Raw genomic sequence first — 18,018 nt, 5'->3', positions numbered from 1 at the left:
CTCCGGAATCAGACGGCAGCGCTATCAGTGCCGACGCGATTGCGCAGCACGCCCAGGCCCGTGATCTCGACCTCGACCACATCGCCATGCTTCATGTACAGAGGCGGCTCGCGGCGGTCGCCCACGCCGCCCGGCGTGCCCGTGGCGATCACGTCGCCTGGCGACAGCGGCGTGAAGCGCGACACATAGGCCACGATGGTGGGGATGTCGAAGATCAGGTCGCCCAGGCTGGCCTGCTGCACCACGCTGCCGTTCAGGCGCGTCTGCAGCGCCAGGCTGCGCACGTCGGCCACCTCGTCGCGCGTGACCAGCCAGGGGCCGAAGGGCGCCGTGCCGGGAAAGTTCTTGCCGGGCGTGAACTGGTGCGTATGGCGCTGCCAGTCGCGCACGCTCACATCGTTGAAGCAGGCATAGCCGGCGATGTGGTCGAAGGCATCTTCCTTTGCAATGTGGCGCCCGCCCCGGCCGATGACGAAGGCCAGCTCGCCCTCCCAGTCGAAGCGCTCCGAGAAGGCCGGGCGCAGCAGCTCGTCGCCATCGGCGGCCAGGCTGTCGTTGAAGCGCAGGAACAGCGACGGGTGCTCGCTGTCGGCGCGCCGCGTCTCAGCCACATGGGTCTTGTAGTTCAGGCCCACGCAGATGAGCTTGCCGGGGTTGGGGATGACGGGCAGCGCCTGGGTCTGCGCCGCATCGACGGACACGGCGCCGGCCTGCAGGGCCTGCTCCAGCTCGCCCAGCGCCTGTGCGCGCAGCACGGACAGCAGGTCGGGATGGCGGGCGAGAAAGTCGGCGGGCGGCAGCAGGAAGCGCTCGGCCAGAACCTGCCCGTAGCGGGGCTGTCCGGCATGGATGAAGCTGGCGAGTTTCAACGGATTTTCCTTAGGTTCGGTGTCTGGAAAACCTGCCAAGGCAAGGCCGCTGGCAAGGCATGACTGCACTGTAGAAATCCCGTTGATATCTGGATAGATAGAATTTCAGGCTTTCAGAATTGCCTCATCAGGCATACCTCAACCGGGTAACCACCATGCACCTGCCCAGCGTCAAGCTCTTCCTCGAGGTCTCCGAAGCCGGCAGCATCAGCAAGGTCGCGGCACGGCGGCACACCGTGCAGTCGCACATCAGCCGGCAGATCAGCGAGTTCGAAGCGTCTCTGGGCGGCCCCTTGCTGCGGCGCACGGGCCGGGGCGTCACGCTGACGCCGCTGGGCGCGCGGGCCGCGCTGCGGCTGCGCAGCTGGCTGCAGGAAACCGAGCAATTGCAGGAAACGCTGCGTGCGGACGCAGGCCAGCTATGGGGCGAGGTGCGGCTGGGCATCGTGCCCTCGGCCGCGCACCCGCTGATGACGCATGTGTTCGACTGGCTGCAGCGCGAGCACCCCGGCATACGCCTGAACATCACCGAGGCCCAGGGCACGGAGCTCGACGCGCTGCTGGACAGCGGCGCCGTGGACCTGGCCATCCTCTTTCGCTTCGCACGCCCGGCCGGCGGCGACGAGCGGCTGCTGAGCACCGCGCACAGCTATCTGGTGTCGCGCCCTGGCGATCCCTTGACCCTGGCGCCCACCACGGAGTTCGCCGCGCTCGACGGCCTGCAACTGGTGCTGCCGCGACGCCCCAGCCATTGGCGCGACGCGCTCGATGAGGCCGCGCACAGCCACGGCTTTCGGCTCGCGGCGGCGGCCGAGGCCGACTCGCTGACCGTGCAAAAGGAGCTCGTGGCCCACGCGCCCGGCCTCTACTCGGTGATCGGCCCGTATTCCATCGATGCCGAGCTGCGCCAGGGCCGGCTGCAGGCCAGCCGCCTGGTCAACCCCGGCCTGGTGCGCCATGTGACGCTGGCCCTGCCCCGGCACGGCAAGCTCACCCAGGCCTGCCGCGTGGTGGGCGATGCCATCGAGGCATTGACTCAGGCATGGGGGCAGCAGCTGTCGCCGGGGCCGCTGAGCACCTCGGGACTGCTCGGCGGTTGAAGGGATCAGATATCGGCCCCATCGGCTCCAGTCGTCGGCCATGCACGCCGTGGCCAGGCCATCGGAACAGAACGGCCGCAACCATGTCAGCGGGCCTGTCCATCACGCACGGCTGCAATGGCCTCGATCTCGATCATGGCCGCCGGGTCGTACAGCGCCTGGATCTGGGCAATCGTGTCGGCCGGATAGGGGGCGCCGAAGAACTCCCGGCGCAGGGCGACCACCTCGTCGAAGTGGCCCATGTCGGTGACGAAGATGGTGACCTTGATCACGTCCTTCAGGCTGGAGCCGCCCGCCTCCAGCGCGCGGCGCAGATTGGCAAACGCCTGCCGGCCCTGTGCCAGGAAGCCACCCGGCACGATGCGGCCATCGTCTCCGGCGCCGGCCTGGCCGGAGATGAACAGCAGCTCGCCAAAGCGAATGCCTTGCGACAGCAAAAACGGCTCGTAGGGGTCGGGTTGCGTGGTGACACGGTGCAGCATGGTTTCATTTCCTTCATCCATCCCCGGCAGGATCGCGCTTGGGGCATGGGTGAACGATAGGGAAGCCGGATGATTGCGACAAAGGTTCATTTGTCAGGCATAAGATGAGTTTTCCTCACCCCATTCCTCACCCCATTCCTCACCCGACCCTTGCGTCCTCCAGCCCTCATGCAACGCAACCAGCTGCCGCTTTCCGCACTGCGCGCCTTCGAGGCCGCCGCCCGCCTGGGCAGCTTCAAGCAGGCCGCCGACGACCTGGCCGTGACACCCACGGCCATCAGCCACCAGATTCGCGCGCTTGAGGAACAGCTGGGCCTGGCGCTGTTCGATCGCCAGGTACGCAAGGTGGTGCTGACCGAGGCCGGCGCCCAGCTCTATCCGGTGCTGCGCGACGGTTTCGACGCCTTTGCCGCCACGCTGGAGCGCCTGCTGCAAAAGCGCCTGCGCGCCCAGGTCAGCATCTCGGCCACCAATGCGTTCACCGTGAAATGGCTGGTGCCGCGCATGGCCAGCTTCCGCGCGATGCACCCGGAGGTGGACCTGCAACTGCAGGCCTCGGACGATGTAGTGGACCTGCGCTCCCATGCCGTCGATATCGCCGTGCGCTACGGGCGCGGCCCCTATCCGGGCCTGGTGGCCGAGCCCCTGTTCAGCGACCGCTTTGCGCCCGTGGCCAATCCCCGGCTGGGCGTGCTGGGTCCGGCCGACCTGGCCCGCCTGCCGCTGATCCGCTTTGACTGGAAGACGGCGCACGCCAGCAATCCCACCTGGGAGCGCTGGTTTGACGAGGCAGGCCTGGCCTGGAATTCACCGGCGGGGCAACTGCGCTTTTCCGACGAGGGCCATGCCATCCAGGCGGCCATCGCCGGTCATGGCATTGCCCTGGTGAGCCTGGCCCTGGTGGCCGAGGACATTGCGGCCGGCCACCTGCTGCAGCCCTTCGGCCCCTCGATCACCGGCCATACCTACCATCTGGCCGTGGGCGAGCAACGGGAGCCGGGCCCCCATGTGCGCGCCGTCATGGACTGGCTCAGAAGCCAGTCCATGGCCGTGCCATAGCCGTACCGTAGCCGCCCTCAATAGCCCCGCGCCGCGTCCACCGCCTGCGGCAGCTCGCCGCTGGAGCGCCAGCGCCGGATGTTGCCCGCCACGATGGCCGATGCCGTCGCGCGGTCCGTGGGTGCCGAGATGTGGGGCAGCACGGTCACGGCGGGGTGCGCCCATTGCCAGGACGATTCTGGCAGGGGCTCCTGCTCGAACACGTCCAGCACGGCATGGGCCAGGCGGCCGCTGTCCAGGGCGGCGCACAGCGCGGCATCGTCCACGATGGGGCCGCGCGCAAAGTTGATCAGCGAGGCATGGGCAGGCAGCGCGGCCAGCGCCTGCGCGCCGACGATGCCGCGCGTCTGCGGCGTGAGCGGCAGCAGGCATACGAGGATGTCGGTCTGCGCCAGCATGGCGGGCAGCTCGGCATCACCCGCATGGCATTGCACACCCTCGATGTGCCTGGGCGTGCGGCTCCAGCCGCGCACCTGGAATCCCGCCGACAGCAGCCGCTGCGCGGCGGCCTTGCCCAGTGCGCCCAGGCCCAGCAGCGATACCGTCCTGTCCTGCGCGCGCACGCCGTCATGCGCCAGCCATTGGCGCGCGGCCTGCTGGCGGGCATAGCGCGGCATGTCGCGGTGCAGGTACAGGGTCCAGGCCAGCACGGCCTCGGCCATGGTGGCGGCCAGTTGCGGGTCCACCAGGCGGACGATGCGCAGGTCGGTATCGCCCAGGTCGGCCACCAGGCGCTCCACGCCGGCCCAGACGCTGTGCACCCATTGCAGGCGCGGCAGCGTGCGCAGGTCGGCAGGCTGGGGGTTGGCGACGATGGCGACCTCGCAGGCCGCGCGCTGGTCCGCATCCAGCGTATCGAGCGCCACCACGCGCTCCTCTGGCAGGGCGGCCTGCAGTGCCTGCAGCCAGGCCGGGGCTGCCGGGTAGCCGGGTGCGCAGACGAAAGGAAGCGGGGGGAGCGGGGCGCGAGGAGACAGCGAGCCGCTCATTTGGCAAAAACCTTGTCCAGGTCGGCGAAGCCCTTGACCTCGATGGGATTACCGCTGGGGTCGCGGAAGAACATGGTGGCCTGCTCGCCGGGCTCGCCCTCGAAGCGGATGCCGGGCTGCAGCACGAAATCCACCACGCCGCCCGACAGCCGCGCGGCCAGGGCCTTCCAGTCGTCCATGGCCATCACCAGGCCCAGGTGGGGCATGGGCACCATGTGGTCGCCCACGCGGCCGGTGTTCGTGACCGGGAAGGGCTCGCCCAGGTGCAGCGAGATCTGGTGGCCGAAGAAGTCGAAGTCCACCCAGGTCTCGGTGCTGCGGCCTTCCTGGCAGCCGAGCAGCGTGCCGTAGAAGGCGCGCGCTTCGTCCAGATCGCGGACATGGTAGGCAAGGTGGAAGCTGGTGCGCATGGCTGATCCTTTGGTTGTGCTTGTGGTGCAGGCAGGTTCGCAGGCCGTGGCCTGCCGTGGGTGGCGCGAGCCTAGCAGAGGCTTTTCAAAAGTGATAGCGTTGATTTCTTTGCAATCCCCAAGGAAATCTTTTGGAGACCCGCTATCTCAAGAGCCTGATCGCCGTAGTGGACAGCGGCTCCATCGCCGATGCGGCGCGCGCCGAGCACCTGACCGCCGCCGCCGTGGGCCAGCGCGTGCAGGCGCTGGAGCGCGAACTGGGCTTTGCCCTGCTTTCGCGCAGCGGCCATGCGGCCCGCCCCACCCAGGCCTGCGTGGCCCTGCTGCCGCGCGCGCGGCGCCTGGTGCGCGAGGCCGCGCTGCTGGGCAGCGATGCCAGTGCCGATGGGCTGGCCGGCACGCTGCGCATCGGCGCCATCTCGACCGCGCTCACGGGCATGCTGCCGGCCGCGCTGCGCAAGCTCACGCAGGCGGCGCCGCAGTGCCGGCCCGTCATCGTGCCGGGCACCTCGCGCGCGCTGTTCCAGATGCTGCAGGCCGGCGAGCTCGATGCCGCCGTCATCGTGGCGCCCCCTTTTGAACTACCCAAGGCGCTGCGCAGCGTGCAGCTGCGCCGCGAGCCGCTGGTGCTGCTGGCCCCGCCCCAGGCACGCGGCCGGCCTGCCGCGCTGCTGCGCAGCCTGCCCTACATACGCTACGACCCCGATGCCTGGGGTGGCCGCCATGCGGCCGACTGGCTGGCCGACCAGGGGCTGGAGCCTGCGGTGCTATGCGACCTGGACGCGCTGGAGGCCATCGCCATGCTGGCCGCCGACGGCATGGGCGTGGGCCTGGTGCCGCACTGGACGGGCCTGGAGCGCTTCATGGGCGACTGCCGCATGCTGCCCATTGCGGGCGCCGCCTATGAGCGCGCCATCTTGCTGGTGACCAGCGCCGATCCCGACCTGCCGCGCATGGCCGAGCTGCTGGAGGGCGCACTCGCGTAGGGAATGTCTCGCATGGACTTCTCAAGAAAAGCAAGATTCGGCAGAGCAAGGGGCTGAAGGGTTTGCAGTCTCACATTCGGCCTGTCGATGCAAGGTGTTCGTACTGCTGGCCCTGATGGCATTCGCGGGTGACCAACGAACGAAACATTTATAGATTCGGCAAAGGAGTGCGGCCATTCAAGGCAGGAATCCTCGAAAACAACTCACCCATAAAGTCCATGAACACGACAGCCCGCGTGGGTAGCAGCCTGTTGGCCACATAGACGATCTGCACCGGTACGGGCGGAGCTGCATGATCCGTCAAAATGAACTGCAATCGGCCGCTGTTCAGCCCACCCTCAAACAGCCACGCAGGTCCTTGTGCTACGCCCAGGCCTGCCGTGACCGCGGCACTCACTGCGTCGGGCGAGTTCACCCTGAGCCTGCCGGAAACCGGGATGTCCGCGTCGCGGAATCGCCAGATCGCCCCGGACGACAACAGGGTGTAGATGATGCAATCGTGATCGCGCAGGTCATCTGGAGTCTGCGGAACTCCACGTTTGGCCAGGTAGTCCTTGCTGGCCACGAAGACGCGGTCATACCATCCAAGACGCCGGGCCCGCAAGCTACTGTCCTCCAAGTGTCCGATGCGAATGGCGATTTCGGTCCCTTCGTTGACCAAGTCCACGTATCGATCGTTGAATTGAAGATCCAAGGTCAATTGGGGATAGCGCTCCAAAAAGGTCGGCACGTGTGGCAACACAAACGCGTGTGCGAGAGCCGTTGGGCAGGCTACGCGCAAGAGCCCTGATGGCTCGACGTTGTTCCTGAAGGACGATTCGGATTCATCTACCGCATCCAGGATTCGCCGGATGTCCGCGTAGTAGCGTTCGCCCTCCGGCGTCAAAGATAGCTTTCGCGTGGACCGGTGGAGCAGGCGCGCCTGCAAATGATCTTCCAGCGCCGCCACATAGCGACTGACATTGGGTTGCCCCAGGCCCAGATCACGCCCCGCAGCAGAAAAGCTTCCAGTTTCTACGGCGCGCGCGAAGCAGCTCATCAAGAGAAATCGGTCCATTACTCACCTCAATTCATGCAGTTTCAGCATGAATCTTATACATAAGTCATATCTTATGTATTTTTTTGCATGGATGCATCATTCCTGCGGTCGACCTGGTCGGTCGTCGTTCTCAGGAGAAATCAATGTCGCGCTTGCAAGGTAAACGTACTCTCATCACTGGCGGCACGAGTGGCATCGGGCTGGAAACCGCAAAGCAGTTTCTGGAGGAAGGCGCCCGCGTCATCGTCACGGGCGTAAATCCCGATTCGATCGCAAAGGCACAAGCCGAACTGGGCCCCGAAGTTCAGGTGCTGCGCGCCGACTCGGCCAGCGTTGCTGCCCAAAAGGAATTGGCACAGATCATCAAGGAGCACTACGGCCAACTGGACATTGCCTTCCTCAATGCCGGCGTATCTGTCTGGCTGCCCATCGAGGAATGGTCGGAAGAGATGTTTGACCGCTCTTTCGACATCAACGTCAAGGGCCCCTACTTCCTGATGCAGGCACTGCTCCCGATCTTCGCGAATCCCGCCTCCGTCGTGCTCAACACCTCCGTCAGCGCGCATGCAGGCGCAGCCCGCTCGTCCGTGTATGCCGCCACGAAGGCCGCATTCTTGAACATGTCGAAGACGCTTTCGACTGAATTGCTGGGACGTGGCATCCGTGTCAATGCGGTCAGCCCCGGACCGATCGAAACGCCGCTGTACGACAAGCTCGGGATTCCGGACGCGTACCGCGAGCAGGTCAACAAAGATATTGCGGCGAGCATTCCGCTTGGGCGCTTCGGCACGGCCGACGAGGTGACTAAAGCCGTGCTGTATCTGGCTTCCGACGAGTCGCGTTGGACGGTGGGCTCTGAAATCGTCGTTGACGGCGGCCGCCTGCTCAATGGTTAAGCGCGCAGCCCAGGAGGTCGGCGAAAGCGTGTTGGCTCGGGCAGAGTCAACGAGGCGCTGACGGCCTGCTTCAGCGCTGCGTGACAGCTCCTCCACTCCAGGCAAAGGAAACAGCGGTACGTGGCCCCATGCCGCTGTTTCCCCTGCACAAACCCTCCAGATCCTCACATCACTATGACTGCACTTACCCTGATAAGTCACCCGCTGTGCCCCTTCGTCCAGCGCGCCGTGATCGTGCTTCTTGAGAAGGGTGTGGAATTCGATCGGATAGACGTCGATCTGTCAGCCAAGCCAGACTGGTTCTTGGCACTTTCACCGACCGGCAAGGTGCCGGTGCTCAAGGTGCGCCAAGCGAATGCCGAGGACGCGATCCTGTTCGAAAGCGTGGTCATCTGCGAGTACCTCAATGAAACGCAAGGCGGTGCGCCGATGTACCCCGTTGATGCATTGCCTCGCGCACAGCACCGCGCGTGGATCGAGTTTGCCGCCCAGACCTTCGCCGAAGGCTGGCAGTTCCTCCACGCTCGCGACTCTGCAACCGCCGATGCCAAGCGCGCTGCATTTCGCGAACGGCTGGGCAAGCTGGAGTCAGAAATGGATACAGGGCCATTTTTCGCAGGCGAGGCCTTTGGCATGGTCGATGCGGTTTACGCCCCGCTGTTCCGATACTTCGACATCACCCCCGCGACGGTCGCGTATCAGGTCTTCGACGGCCTTCCGCGCATTTCAGCGTGGCGATCGGCGCTTGCGGAGCGCCCCAGCGTGAGGCATGCCGTCGTCGAAGACTATGCCGATCGTTTCCAGAGGCATCTGCGCGAGCAAGGCTCATTCATCGCTGTTTCCTCACGGTAACGATCAACCAGCCCAAATCTTCCAATCAGGAGTCAAAAACATGCTCCTCCATCAAAGCGCCGCACTGACCGCAGACGATCTACGGCTCCGATGCGCGCAACTCATCGTGCAACCAGTCGACCAGCTTCACCACATCAGGTCTGCGGCTAAGGTGTGGAGCAGTCCAGATCGCTAGTCGGTTGGGGCCACACACAAAGCCCATGGGAGCAACCAAGGTGCCGCTCATCAGATCATCTCGGACCAGCATATGGGGCACATTCGCCATACCCAGACCACAACGGGCGCCTTGGATAAGCAGGTAGAAGTGGGCGAATGACTCATCTACGCGCAACTCCGGGCTCATTTGCCCACTGCAACTGGCCCAGTCGGCCCAGGCTGTTGGTCGGGTGAGCGAGATCATCAGCCGTGCTCGAGCGAGATCTTCGAAGGACTCGATGCGGTGGTTCTGCAGATACCCAGGTGAGCATACCGGCCCAATCCATTCATGAGCCACATCCGCTCGGACAGCCTCCTTTGGGGGGTCAATCGATGACAGACGAATTGCCACACTGACCTTGTCATGAGCGAAGTCGATCGGACCATGGCTCATGTTGAAGCGAAGCTCCACCTCGGGGTTGATCTCCTTGAAGCGATTCAGCCTGGGAATGAGCCAGTACATCATGATCGACTCCGAACATGCCAATGTGAGCGGGCCAGGCTTGAGTTGCTCGACACTTGACTGAATCAGACCAAAGGCCGTAGAGAGGCCTTCCGCCAAGCGCAACCCTTCGTTTGTTGGCGTCGCACCTTGCGCTGTGCGTTGCAGAAGCGCCAGGCCCAGCGAGTCTTCAAGCGTGCGGATATGGCGACTCACCGCGCCATGCGTCACCGAGAGTTCTTCAGCTGCCGCGCTGAAGCTGCGCAAACGCGCTGTCGCCTCAAAGGCGCGCAATCCGTTGAGCGAAAGTCGATGGGGCGTGGCCATGGCGAGTTTTTGATCTAGGGTCAACCCGTACGTTTTGTGAGTTTATATCACAGCCATTCGAAATTGAATCGTTTGCCTCATTGGTTTGTGACGCCTACCCTTCGGTTTATCAAAGACAGAAGCTCACAGCCCTCATGAACAACATCGCCCCGCGTAAAGAGTTCACCGCCCGCTATTTCGTCGAAAGCTCGGTCGCCTCCGAAAAGATCGCGCAGGTGATCTCCGGCGAACAGTCCAGCGGCACCTTCCTTTCACTGCCCGGTGAGACCGATGAACTGAAAGAGCGGTCCCGCGCGCGGATCGCCAGCATCAAGCCACTCGCACCCGGGCTTCAGCCGACGCTTCCAAGCGCCTATGTCGGCCGGCATCCGCACGGCGGCGTCTTCCACCGCGCGGAGATTGAGATCGCGTTCCCTGTCGCCAACGTCGGAGCCAATCTGTCGAGCATGCTGGCCACCATCGCGGGCAACCTGTACGAGCTCGGTGAAGTCACCGGCCTGCGCCTGCTCGACCTTGATCTCGCCCCCGAATACGCCGCGCAGTTCGCCGGCCCCGCCTTCGGCATCCCCGGCACCCGGCGTCTCGCCGGCGTCCATGGCCGGCCGTTGATCGGCACCATCATCAAGCCCAGCATCGGTCTCACGCCCGCACAGACCGCCGAATTGGTCGACAGCCTCTGTGCAGCCGGCATCGACTTCATCAAGGACGATGAACTGATCGCCGACCCGCCGTACGCGCCGTTCGACGAGCGCCTGCGCGCCGTCATGCCGGTGTTGCAACGCCATGCCGATCGCCTCGGTCGCATGCCGATGTACGCGATCAACATCTCGGGTTCGGTCGACGAGATGCTGCGCCGCCACGACGCCGTGCTCGCCGCAGGCGGCAGCTGCGTGATGGTGAGCATCAACTGGGTCGGATTCAGCGCCGTCGAACACCTTCGCCGCCACTCGCAGTTGCCGATCCATGGTCATCGCAATGGCTGGGGCGCGTTCACGCGCCATGGAGGGCTCGGCTTCTCGTTCCAGGCCTACCAGAAGCTGTGGCGCCTGGCCGGCGTGGATCACCTGCACTGCAACGGCATCCGCAGCAAGTTCTGGGAGCCGGACGACTCGGTGATCGCCTCCGCGAAGGCTTGCCTGGCGCCCTGGGCGGGACTGCAGCCGCTGATGCCGGTGTTCTCGTCGGGTCAATGGGCCGGCCTGGCGCCCGACCTGTACGGCGCGCTCGGCGCGGTGGACCTGATGCACCTCGCGGGCGGCGGGATCATCGGCCACCCCGACGGCATCGCCGCCGGCGTGGCAAGCATGCGCGAAGGCTGGGAGGCGGCGGTGGCCGGCGTGAGCCTGGAGCACTATGCCGATGCGCACCCAGCGCTACAGCGCGCGCTGGTTCATTTCGCCAACCTGTAGGAGCCGGTATGAAGCTTGCCTTCTACGGTGACGATTTCACCGGGTCCACCGATGCACTCGAAGTGCTGGCGTTCGCCGGCCTGAACTGCGCACTGTTCCTCGACGTGCCCGACGAGCAGACGCTGGCCGAGTTCGGACCTTTCGACGCGATCGGCGTGGCGGGCGCGAGCCGCGCGATGTCGCCGGCCGAGATGGACGCGCAACTCGCACCCGTGCTTGCAGCGATGTCCCGCCTGCCTGTGCCGCTGGTGCACTACAAGGTCTGCTCGACCTTCGACAGCTCACCAACCATCGGCAGCATCGGGCGGGTCATGGACCTTTCTCGCACGGCCTTCGGTGACACCGCGATTCCCATCGTTGCCGCCACCCCCGCGCTCGGCCGCTACTGCGCCTTCGGCAATCTGTTCGCGCGCTCCGGCACCGACGACCGTGTGCATCGCATCGATCGCCACCCAATCATGAGCGTGCACCCTGTAACGCCGATGCACGAGGCGGATCTGGCGCGCCACCTCGCAGGGCAGACCGCGATGCCTGTCACCGGCTTCACGCTGCCGCAACTCACACTCGACCGCACCGAGATGGCGGGCGAGTTGCAGCGCCTGGTTGACGCCACGTCGGGCGGCGCGGTGCTGCTGGACGGCACCACGACTGAGCACTTGACCGAGACCGGCCGGCTGCTCGATGGGCTCGCTGGTGCGGCTCAGGGCCGCCAGACACCCTTGTTCTGCATCGGCGGTTCGGGTCTCGAATATGCGCTGACGCAGTGGTGGCACGAGACCGGCGCCCTGCCATCCATCCCGACTACGCACGACCGCTTCGACGGCGTGCCGCAGGTGCTGGCCGTCTCAGGCAGCGCTTCGCCGCTGAGCGCGCTGCAGATCGACGCAGCCGTTGATGCGGGCTTCGTCGAGTTGCCGGTGGACGCTGCCGCGTTGGTCGCAGCGAGCGATCCCGCAGCGGAACTCGCCCGCCTCGTCGATCAGGCCCTGCTAGCGCTGCGCGCCGGCCACAGCGTGATGCTGCACAGCGCGCGCGGCCCGAAGGACCCGCGTATCGAAGCGATGCTGTCCGCGCTCGCCAAGCAAGGCATCAGCCGGGAGCAGGCCCGCCACGAAGGCGGCCGCCTGCTGGGACACCGCTTCGGCGACCTCGTCGATGCGCTGCTGCGTGCGCATCCTCTCAAGCGCCTGCTGCTGTCGGGCGGCGATACCTCCAGCCACGTTACGCAGCGACTAGCCCCGCAGGCTCTGCGCGTCGTCGCCCGGTTGGCGCCAGGCGCTCCGCTGTGCCGCGCCATCTCGCGCGAGCCGCACCTGGCACAGCTCGAAATTGCGCTCAAGGGCGGCCAGATGGGCCAGCCCGACTATTTCGTCAAGGCGTTGCTCGGCACGGCCGACGCCCACCTCTCACTTCCATAAACAACAGGAGACATAACCATGAATTCGATCGACCGCCGACGTGCCATCGTGACTGGCGCCGCACTGATCAGCGCACCGGCATTGGTGCTGCCGCGCTTCGCGCGCGCCGCCGAATTTACCTACAAGTTCGGGACCAACCTGCCGGCGACACATCCACTCAACGTGCGAGCGATGCAGGCCGCTGAGCGCATCCTGAAAGACACGGGTGGCCAGGTTCAGATCAACGTCTTCCCGAACAACCAACTCGGCAACGACGCCGACATGCTCTCGCAGCTGCGCGCAGGCGGGCTCGAGTTCTTCACCGTCTCGGGCGTGAACGTGCTGTCGCAGCTCGTGCCCGTCTCATCGATGTGGGGGCTTGGATTCGCCTGGGCGAACGACGAGGCCGTCAACAAGGCGCTGGACGGTGATCTCGGCAAATTTCTGCGCGCGCAGTTCCCCAAGGTCGGCCTGATGGCGATGGACACCGTGTGGAGTTCCGGCTTCCGGCAGATCACCAACAGCGTCCGTCCGATCAACACTCCCGACGACCTCAAGGGCTTGAAGATTCGCGTGCCGGTTAGCCCTCTGTGGACCTCGCTGTTCAAGCATCTCGGCGCCGCACCCACTTCTATCAACTTCGCGGAGACATATTCGTCTCTGCAGACGAAGGTGGTCGATGGTCAGGAGAACCCTTTGGCGATCATCTCGATCGCCAAACTCTACGAGGTGCAAAAGTACTGTTCCATGACCAACCATATGTGGGATGGCTATTGGTGCATGACGAACCAAAAGGTCTGGAGCCGCATGCCCGAGAAGGTAAGGCCCATCATTGCCAAGCACCTGAACCAGGCTGCGCTCGACATGCGCGCCGATGGCGCGAAGCTCGACGCCTCGTTGCGGCCCGAGCTGACTTCCAGGGGGCTGGCCTTCAACGACCCGGAAATCGGGCCGTTCCGTGCGCGGCTTCTTGCGTCGGGCTTCTACGCCGAGTGGAAGAAGAAGTATGGCGATGAGGCCTGGGCCTTGCTCGAGAAGCACACCGGCAAGCTGGGCTGACCGAGATGCACGCCACACCCATCTCCGAAGACGGCCCGCAGCGCGGCGCCGTCGCTGCCTGGGCGCAGCGCGCCCATCAAGCGCTGGGACACCTGCTCGGCTTACCCGTCGCGCTGCTGGTGGCCACCGAAATCGCCGTGCTGCTGGCCGGCGTGGTCGCGCGCTACATGTTCCACTATCCGTTGATCTGGTCGGATGAGGTCGCCTCGATCCTGTTCCTGTGGCTGGCGATGCTGGGCTCTGCGGTCGCCTTCCAGCGCGGCGAGCACATGCGCATGACGGCAGTGGTAGGCAAGCTCGCGCCCGAAGCGCGCGCCTTCCTTGATGTGCTTGCCACCGCCGCGGCGCTGGCATTCCTGCTGCTGGTGCTGCCGCATGCATATGAATACGCGGTGGAGGAGGCGATGATGCGCACGCCAGCGCTGGATCTGCAGAATTCATGGCGCGCGGCCGCGATGACCGCAGGCTTCGGGGCGATGGCGCTGCTGGCCGTACTGCGGCTCGTCGCGGTGGGGCGGCCGCGCCAAGTGATGGCCGCCGTCGGCTTGGTCGTCGCCCTGATGGTCGTGATGACGCTGCTGCAACCGGTGTGGCGACAGCTCGGCAACGCCAATCTGGTGGTCTTCTTCGTGGTCGTCGTCGCTGGGGCAGTGTTCGCCGGCGTGCCGATTGCCTTCGCCTTCGGCCTTGCAACGCTGGGCTATGTGATGCTGGCGACGAACACGCCCGTTCTGATCGTCGTCGGTCGCATGGACGAGGGCGTCAGCCACCTGATCCTGCTGTCGGTGCCATTGTTTGTCTTCCTGGGCCAACTGATCGAGATGACGGGCATGGCGCGTGCGATGGTGGCCTTCCTCGCCAGCCTGCTGGGGCACGTGCGCGGGGGCCTGCATTACGTGCTGCTTGGCGCGATGTATCTCGTCTCCGGCATCTCAGGTTCGAAGGCCGCAGACATGGCGGCCGTGGCACCGGTGCTATTCCCCGAGATGAGGAAGCGCGGCGCCAAGGAAGGCGACCTGGTCGCGCTGCTGTCGGCCACCGGGGCACAGACCGAGACCATTCCGCCATCCATTGTGCTGATCACGATAGGCTCGGTCACCGGCGTGTCGATCGCCGCGTTGTTCACCGGCGGCCTGCTGCCAGGCCTCGTGCTGGCCGTGACGCTGATGGCGGTAGTGTGGGCCCGCTATCGGCATGAAGACCTGAGCGGCGTGCAGCGTGCCAGCCGGCGTGAGATCGGTCGGGCATTTCTGATTGCGCTCCCGGCCATCGCGCTGCCGTTCATCATCCGCGCCGCTGTGGTGGAAGGTGTCGCGACTGCCACAGAGGTCTCCACCATCGGCATTGCCTACGGCGTGCTCGCCGGCCTGTTGATCTACCGGCAGTTCGACTGGAAGCGGGTCTATCCGATGCTGGTGGATACCGCAAGCCTGTCAGGCTCGATCCTGCTGATCATCGGTGCGGCCACCGCGATGGCCTGGGGCCTGACGCAATCGGGCTTCTCGAACACGCTGAGCCAGGCCATGCGTGAGCTGCCTGGCGGGGCTGCAGGCTTCATGGCGGTATCGGTCGTCGCCTTCATCGTGCTGGGAAGCATGCTCGAGGGCATCCCCGCGATCGTGCTGTTTGGCCCATTGCTGTTCCCGATTGCCCGCACCGTGGGCATCCATGAGGTGCACTACTCGATGGTGGTCATCCTCGCGATGGGCCTCGGCCTGTTCGCGCCGCCTTTCGGTGTGGGTTACTACGCCGCTTGCGCGATCGGCCGCGTCAACCCCGACGAAGGCATCCGACCGATTGGCGCCTACATGCTGGCCTTGTTCGTCGGCCTCGTGATCGTCGCGGCGGTGCCGTGGATCTCGATCGGCTTCCTTTGAACCCTTCTACCTTCTTATTGGTACCCGACATGACCACCATTTCCGAATCACGTGTCGCGCTCGTCACCGGCGGCGCCAAGGGCATCGGCGCAGAAGTGTGCGCCCGTCTGGCGGTCCTCGGCCACCATGTCCTCGTGGCCGACCTCGATGTCGATGCGGCGACGGCGACGGCACTCGAGCTAAGTGCTGCCGGCGGCCGGGCCACCGCGCTGCGGCTGGACGTCGGCAAGCCCGAGGCTATTGCCACGGCGTTCGGGCAGGTCGAGCGCGAGCACGGGCGCTGCGACATCCTTGTCAACTCTGCCGGCATTGCGAAGGTCTTCCCCTTCATCGACTTCCCGCTCGACAACTTCGTCGCGACGATGAACGTCAACGTCACCGGCACGCTGCTGTGCGCGCAAGCGGCGGCTCGGCTGATGGTGAAGCAGGGCTGGGGCCGCATCGTCAACATCGCGTCTGTTGCCGGCATGCGCGCAGTGGGGAGCGGCCGCACCGCCTACGGCACGTCCAAAGGGGCGGTGATTGCGCTGACGCGGCAGATGGCCGTGGAACTGGCCGAGCACGGGATTACCGCCAACGCGGTGGCTCCAGGCCCCGTCGATACGCCGATGACGCAGGCGCTGCACACCGCGCAGTTCCGCGCCGAATATTCGAAGGCCATTCCGATGAATCGCTACGGCACCTGTGGGGAGATCGCCTCGGCCGTGACCTACTTGGTGTCCGAAGACGCTCGGTACGTAACCGGCATCGCGATGCCCGTCGATGGCGGCTTTCTCGCGTCAGGCGCACGCGGCATATAAGGCACCAAAACCTCCAAGGGCACCATGCGCGGTCTTCTCCACGCCACGCTCGGCCCTTGGGCTGCGACCTTTCCATCATCCGCGCCCTGTTGCACGCTGGCGCTGGCGCCTTTCGCCCGAACTTCAGCCACGCAACCCACACCCAGCACCAGGAAAGGCTGGACCTGATCCGCCGCGTCGAGCGCGAGACTGGCCGGCCGACCGGCCGATCGATCGGCGTGCTGCTCAAGCTGCAAGGACCGAAGCCGCAGACGATTCGGAAATCTGCCGCTATACTGCGCCCCTTCTTTCTTGAACGAGCTGCTGCAGGAAAGACGTTTTCCGGGCCTTTGACGCCCGGGTGTCTTTCATCGTCCGTACACCCACCGGACGCGGCGAGCGCCAACCAGGCCTCGCGGATCTGCAGCCATGAGCACTCCTCAACGACTCCAGCGTGCCTTTGCACGCACGGGCATCTCTCTCGACTATCGCGACGGCATCTACCACGTGCGCGATGGCCAGGCCGAGGCCCACATCCTTCTTCCCGACAGCCTTCCCCTGGAGGACAAGGCCGTGCGCCAGTTGCTGGCCTTTGCGGCCGTGCGCCGGCATGACGGCCAGGGCAGCCACGGCGCCGTCTGCCGCGCCTGCGCCACGCCCGACTTCCATCCGGGCACGGTGGCGCCCGTGGGCAGCGTGGTGGCCACGCCATCGGACTTCGTCATTCCGGCCGCCATCGGCACGGACATCAACTGCAGCGTGCGCCTGCTGACCACGGGTGCCCGGCTGGACCAGTTGGCACCGCACAAGGGCCGGCTGGTGGACTTGCTGACCGCCAGCCTGCTGGGCAGCGGGCGCGACGTGCCAGTGACCACGGCCGCCTTCCGCGCGCTGTTCGACCACGGGCCGGCCGCCTTTGTGGACCGGCTGAACGGCCAGGGCCTGTGGGGCCATGTCGACAGGGATCGCCTGCACCGCGAGCTGGCCGCCTGCATCGGCCTGGACAGCTTCGCTGGCAGCGCCCGCCACTCGCCCCATGCCTATCTGCAGGAGCGCCATGCCGTGTTCCGCGACCCGTGCCTGGGCACGGTGGGATCGGGCAACCATTTCGTGGAACTGCAAGTGGTCGACGAGGTGCTGGACCGCCACGCGGCCTACCGGGCCGGCCTGCGCGCGGGCGACGTGGTGGTGATGATCCACAGCGGCTCGCGCGACCTGGGCTTTTACGTGGGCCAGGCCTGGATGGACCGCGCCCGGGCCGAGTGGCCGCAAGGCGTGAAACACCCGGCCAGCGGCCTGTACGGCCTGTCGGGTCCGCTGGCCGGCGAGTACCTGCAGGCCATGGGCGTGGCGGCGCGCTATGCCTGGGCCAACCGCGTGGTGCTGGCCGAGCTGGTGCGCAAGGACCTGGAGCAGATCGTGGGAGCAGCGGATTCGCGCCTGGTGGTCGATGTGCCGCACAACGTGGTCCTGCAGCAAGGCGGCATGAACATCCACCGCAAGGGCGCCACGCCGGCCAACGAGGGCGACTTCGCGCTCATCCCGGGGTCCATGGGCGATGCATCCTACCTGGTCACCGGCCTGGGCGCGGCCGACTGGCTCTGGTCCTGCAGCCATGGCGCGGGGCGGCGCATGCGCCGCCAGGCCGTGCGCGCACTGCGGCCCGAAGCCCGTGCAGGCCATGCGGGCGAACAGGGCTGGCAATGCGTGACGCTGCGCGAGGAGCGCCGCATCGAGGAAGCGCCCGAAGCCTACAAGCCCATCGGCCCGGTCATCGAGTCGCAGGAGGCCGCCGGCCTGATCCACGCCGCCGTGAAGCTCAGGCCCTGGATCACCTTCAAGGCCTGAGCA

The 18,018-nt window shown here is 65.8% G+C and carries 17 protein-coding genes and 1 pseudogene; 12 read left to right on the top strand and 6 right to left on the bottom strand.

The window, feature by feature from the left end; genetic code table 11:
• Positions 1 to 8: 8 nt before the first annotated feature.
• Positions 9 to 869: a fumarylacetoacetate hydrolase family protein gene (locus INR38_RS01365; protein ID WP_207441637.1), complete on the bottom strand. Its 861-nt coding sequence runs from the start codon at positions 867 to 869 to the stop codon at positions 9 to 11.
• 155 nt (positions 870 to 1,024) lie between these two features.
• On the opposite strand from INR38_RS01365, the gene INR38_RS01360 reads away from it, so the two are divergent.
• Positions 1,025 to 1,969: a LysR family transcriptional regulator gene (locus INR38_RS01360; protein WP_013800697.1), complete on the top strand. Its 945-nt coding sequence runs from the start codon at positions 1,025 to 1,027 to the stop codon at positions 1,967 to 1,969.
• 86 nt (positions 1,970 to 2,055) lie between these two features.
• Here the strand turns inward: INR38_RS01360 and INR38_RS01355 are convergent, their stop codons facing one another.
• A complete protein-coding gene (locus INR38_RS01355; protein WP_016445482.1) occupies positions 2,056 to 2,451 on the bottom strand; it encodes a RidA family protein in 396 nt (131 codons plus the stop codon).
• 168 nt (positions 2,452 to 2,619) lie between these two features.
• Between INR38_RS01355 and INR38_RS01350 the strand changes: the two genes are divergently transcribed.
• A complete protein-coding gene (locus tag INR38_RS01350) occupies positions 2,620 to 3,510 on the top strand; it encodes a LysR substrate-binding domain-containing protein (RefSeq protein ID WP_016445481.1) in 891 nt (296 codons plus the stop codon).
• Between the two features lie 17 nt (positions 3,511 to 3,527).
• Here the strand turns inward: INR38_RS01350 and INR38_RS01345 are convergent, their stop codons facing one another.
• Positions 3,528 to 4,499, bottom strand: a complete 972-nt coding sequence (locus INR38_RS01345) for a glyoxylate/hydroxypyruvate reductase A (protein ID WP_207441636.1) — start codon at positions 4,497 to 4,499, stop codon at positions 3,528 to 3,530.
• Positions 4,496 to 4,909, bottom strand: coding sequence for a VOC family protein (locus INR38_RS01340; protein ID WP_012207434.1), 414 nt, complete (start codon positions 4,907 to 4,909; stop codon positions 4,496 to 4,498). Before INR38_RS01340 ends, INR38_RS01345 begins: the two co-directional genes overlap by 4 nt.
• A 131-nt stretch (positions 4,910 to 5,040) precedes the next feature.
• Between INR38_RS01340 and INR38_RS01335 the strand changes: the two genes are divergently transcribed.
• Positions 5,041 to 5,895, top strand: a complete 855-nt coding sequence (locus tag INR38_RS01335) for a LysR substrate-binding domain-containing protein (protein ID WP_047326468.1) — start codon at positions 5,041 to 5,043, stop codon at positions 5,893 to 5,895.
• 148 nt (positions 5,896 to 6,043) lie between these two features.
• Here the strand turns inward: INR38_RS01335 and INR38_RS01330 are convergent, their stop codons facing one another.
• A complete protein-coding gene (locus tag INR38_RS01330; protein ID WP_012207436.1) occupies positions 6,044 to 6,952 on the bottom strand; it encodes a LysR family transcriptional regulator in 909 nt (302 codons plus the stop codon).
• A gap of 125 nt (positions 6,953 to 7,077) precedes the next feature.
• Here INR38_RS01330 and INR38_RS01325 point away from each other — a divergent pair, with 125 nt between their 5' ends.
• A complete protein-coding gene (locus tag INR38_RS01325) occupies positions 7,078 to 7,830 on the top strand; it encodes an SDR family oxidoreductase (RefSeq protein WP_097201393.1) in 753 nt (250 codons plus the stop codon).
• Between the two features lie 174 nt (positions 7,831 to 8,004).
• Positions 8,005 to 8,682 (top strand): glutathione S-transferase family protein, encoded by a 678-nt coding sequence (locus INR38_RS01320; protein WP_207441634.1) that lies wholly within the window; start codon positions 8,005 to 8,007, stop codon positions 8,680 to 8,682.
• Positions 8,683 to 8,761: 79 nt separating this feature from the next.
• Here INR38_RS01320 and INR38_RS01315 read toward each other — a convergent pair whose 3' ends face one another.
• On the bottom strand, positions 8,762 to 9,646 hold the full coding sequence (locus INR38_RS01315) for a LysR substrate-binding domain-containing protein (protein ID WP_097201392.1): 885 nt from the start codon (positions 9,644 to 9,646) through the stop codon (positions 8,762 to 8,764).
• A gap of 134 nt (positions 9,647 to 9,780) precedes the next feature.
• Here INR38_RS01315 and INR38_RS01310 point away from each other — a divergent pair, with 134 nt between their 5' ends.
• The 7 genes and pseudogenes from INR38_RS01310 to INR38_RS01280 all read left to right on the top strand — a co-directional run bounded on the left by INR38_RS01310 (position 9,781) and on the right by INR38_RS01280 (position 18,015).
• Positions 9,781 to 11,055: a ribulose-bisphosphate carboxylase large subunit family protein gene (locus tag INR38_RS01310; RefSeq protein ID WP_192368413.1), complete on the top strand. Its 1,275-nt coding sequence runs from the start codon at positions 9,781 to 9,783 to the stop codon at positions 11,053 to 11,055.
• 8 nt (positions 11,056 to 11,063) lie between these two features.
• Positions 11,064 to 12,473, top strand: coding sequence for a four-carbon acid sugar kinase family protein (locus INR38_RS01305; protein ID WP_192368412.1), 1,410 nt, complete (start codon positions 11,064 to 11,066; stop codon positions 12,471 to 12,473).
• Between the two features lie 18 nt (positions 12,474 to 12,491).
• Positions 12,492 to 13,511: a TRAP transporter substrate-binding protein gene (locus tag INR38_RS01300; protein WP_012207442.1), complete on the top strand. Its 1,020-nt coding sequence runs from the start codon at positions 12,492 to 12,494 to the stop codon at positions 13,509 to 13,511.
• A 5-nt stretch (positions 13,512 to 13,516) separates the two neighbouring features.
• Positions 13,517 to 15,388 (top strand): TRAP transporter large permease subunit, encoded by a 1,872-nt coding sequence (locus tag INR38_RS01295; RefSeq protein WP_197944244.1) that lies wholly within the window; start codon positions 13,517 to 13,519, stop codon positions 15,386 to 15,388.
• A 29-nt stretch (positions 15,389 to 15,417) separates the two neighbouring features.
• Entirely contained in the window at positions 15,418 to 16,188 is a 771-nt protein-coding gene (locus INR38_RS01290; RefSeq protein WP_207441632.1) for an SDR family NAD(P)-dependent oxidoreductase, read from the top strand.
• A gap of 56 nt (positions 16,189 to 16,244) precedes the next feature.
• Positions 16,245 to 16,382, top strand: a pseudogene (locus INR38_RS28655) (hypothetical protein); the annotation flags it as partial.
• Between the two features lie 214 nt (positions 16,383 to 16,596).
• Entirely contained in the window at positions 16,597 to 18,015 is a 1,419-nt protein-coding gene (locus INR38_RS01280) for an RtcB family protein (protein WP_207441630.1), read from the top strand.
• Positions 18,016 to 18,018: the final 3 nt, after the last annotated feature.

The sequence above is a fragment of the Delftia sp. SD018 genome, from assembly GCF_017355445.1.
Taxonomy (GTDB): Bacteria; Pseudomonadota; Gammaproteobacteria; order Burkholderiales; family Burkholderiaceae_C; genus Comamonas; species Comamonas acidovorans.
Note: the sequence above shows the minus strand (reverse complement) of the source record. Positions and strands in the feature narration are given on the sequence as shown.

Coding starts and splice junctions, on each gene's coding strand:
- INR38_RS01360 (WP_013800697.1), top strand. CDS start 1,025: ATGCACCTGCCCAGCGTCAAGCTCTTCCTCGAGGTCTCCGAAGCCGGC.
- INR38_RS01355 (WP_016445482.1), bottom strand. CDS start 2,451: ATGCTGCACCGTGTCACCACGCAACCCGACCCCTACGAGCCGTTTTTG.
- INR38_RS01350 (WP_016445481.1), top strand. CDS start 2,620: ATGCAACGCAACCAGCTGCCGCTTTCCGCACTGCGCGCCTTCGAGGCC.
- INR38_RS01345 (WP_207441636.1), bottom strand. CDS start 4,499: ATGAGCGGCTCGCTGTCTCCTCGCGCCCCGCTCCCCCCGCTTCCTTTC.
- INR38_RS01340 (WP_012207434.1), bottom strand. CDS start 4,909: ATGCGCACCAGCTTCCACCTTGCCTACCATGTCCGCGATCTGGACGAA.
- INR38_RS01330 (WP_012207436.1), bottom strand. CDS start 6,952: ATGGACCGATTTCTCTTGATGAGCTGCTTCGCGCGCGCCGTAGAAACT.
- INR38_RS01325 (WP_097201393.1), top strand. CDS start 7,078: ATGTCGCGCTTGCAAGGTAAACGTACTCTCATCACTGGCGGCACGAGT.
- INR38_RS01320 (WP_207441634.1), top strand. CDS start 8,005: ATGACTGCACTTACCCTGATAAGTCACCCGCTGTGCCCCTTCGTCCAG.
- INR38_RS01315 (WP_097201392.1), bottom strand. CDS start 9,646: ATGGCCACGCCCCATCGACTTTCGCTCAACGGATTGCGCGCCTTTGAG.
- INR38_RS01310 (WP_192368413.1), top strand. CDS start 9,781: ATGAACAACATCGCCCCGCGTAAAGAGTTCACCGCCCGCTATTTCGTC.
- INR38_RS01305 (WP_192368412.1), top strand. CDS start 11,064: ATGAAGCTTGCCTTCTACGGTGACGATTTCACCGGGTCCACCGATGCA.
- INR38_RS01300 (WP_012207442.1), top strand. CDS start 12,492: ATGAATTCGATCGACCGCCGACGTGCCATCGTGACTGGCGCCGCACTG.
- INR38_RS01295 (WP_197944244.1), top strand. CDS start 13,517: ATGCACGCCACACCCATCTCCGAAGACGGCCCGCAGCGCGGCGCCGTC.
- INR38_RS01290 (WP_207441632.1), top strand. CDS start 15,418: ATGACCACCATTTCCGAATCACGTGTCGCGCTCGTCACCGGCGGCGCC.
- INR38_RS01280 (WP_207441630.1), top strand. CDS start 16,597: ATGAGCACTCCTCAACGACTCCAGCGTGCCTTTGCACGCACGGGCATC.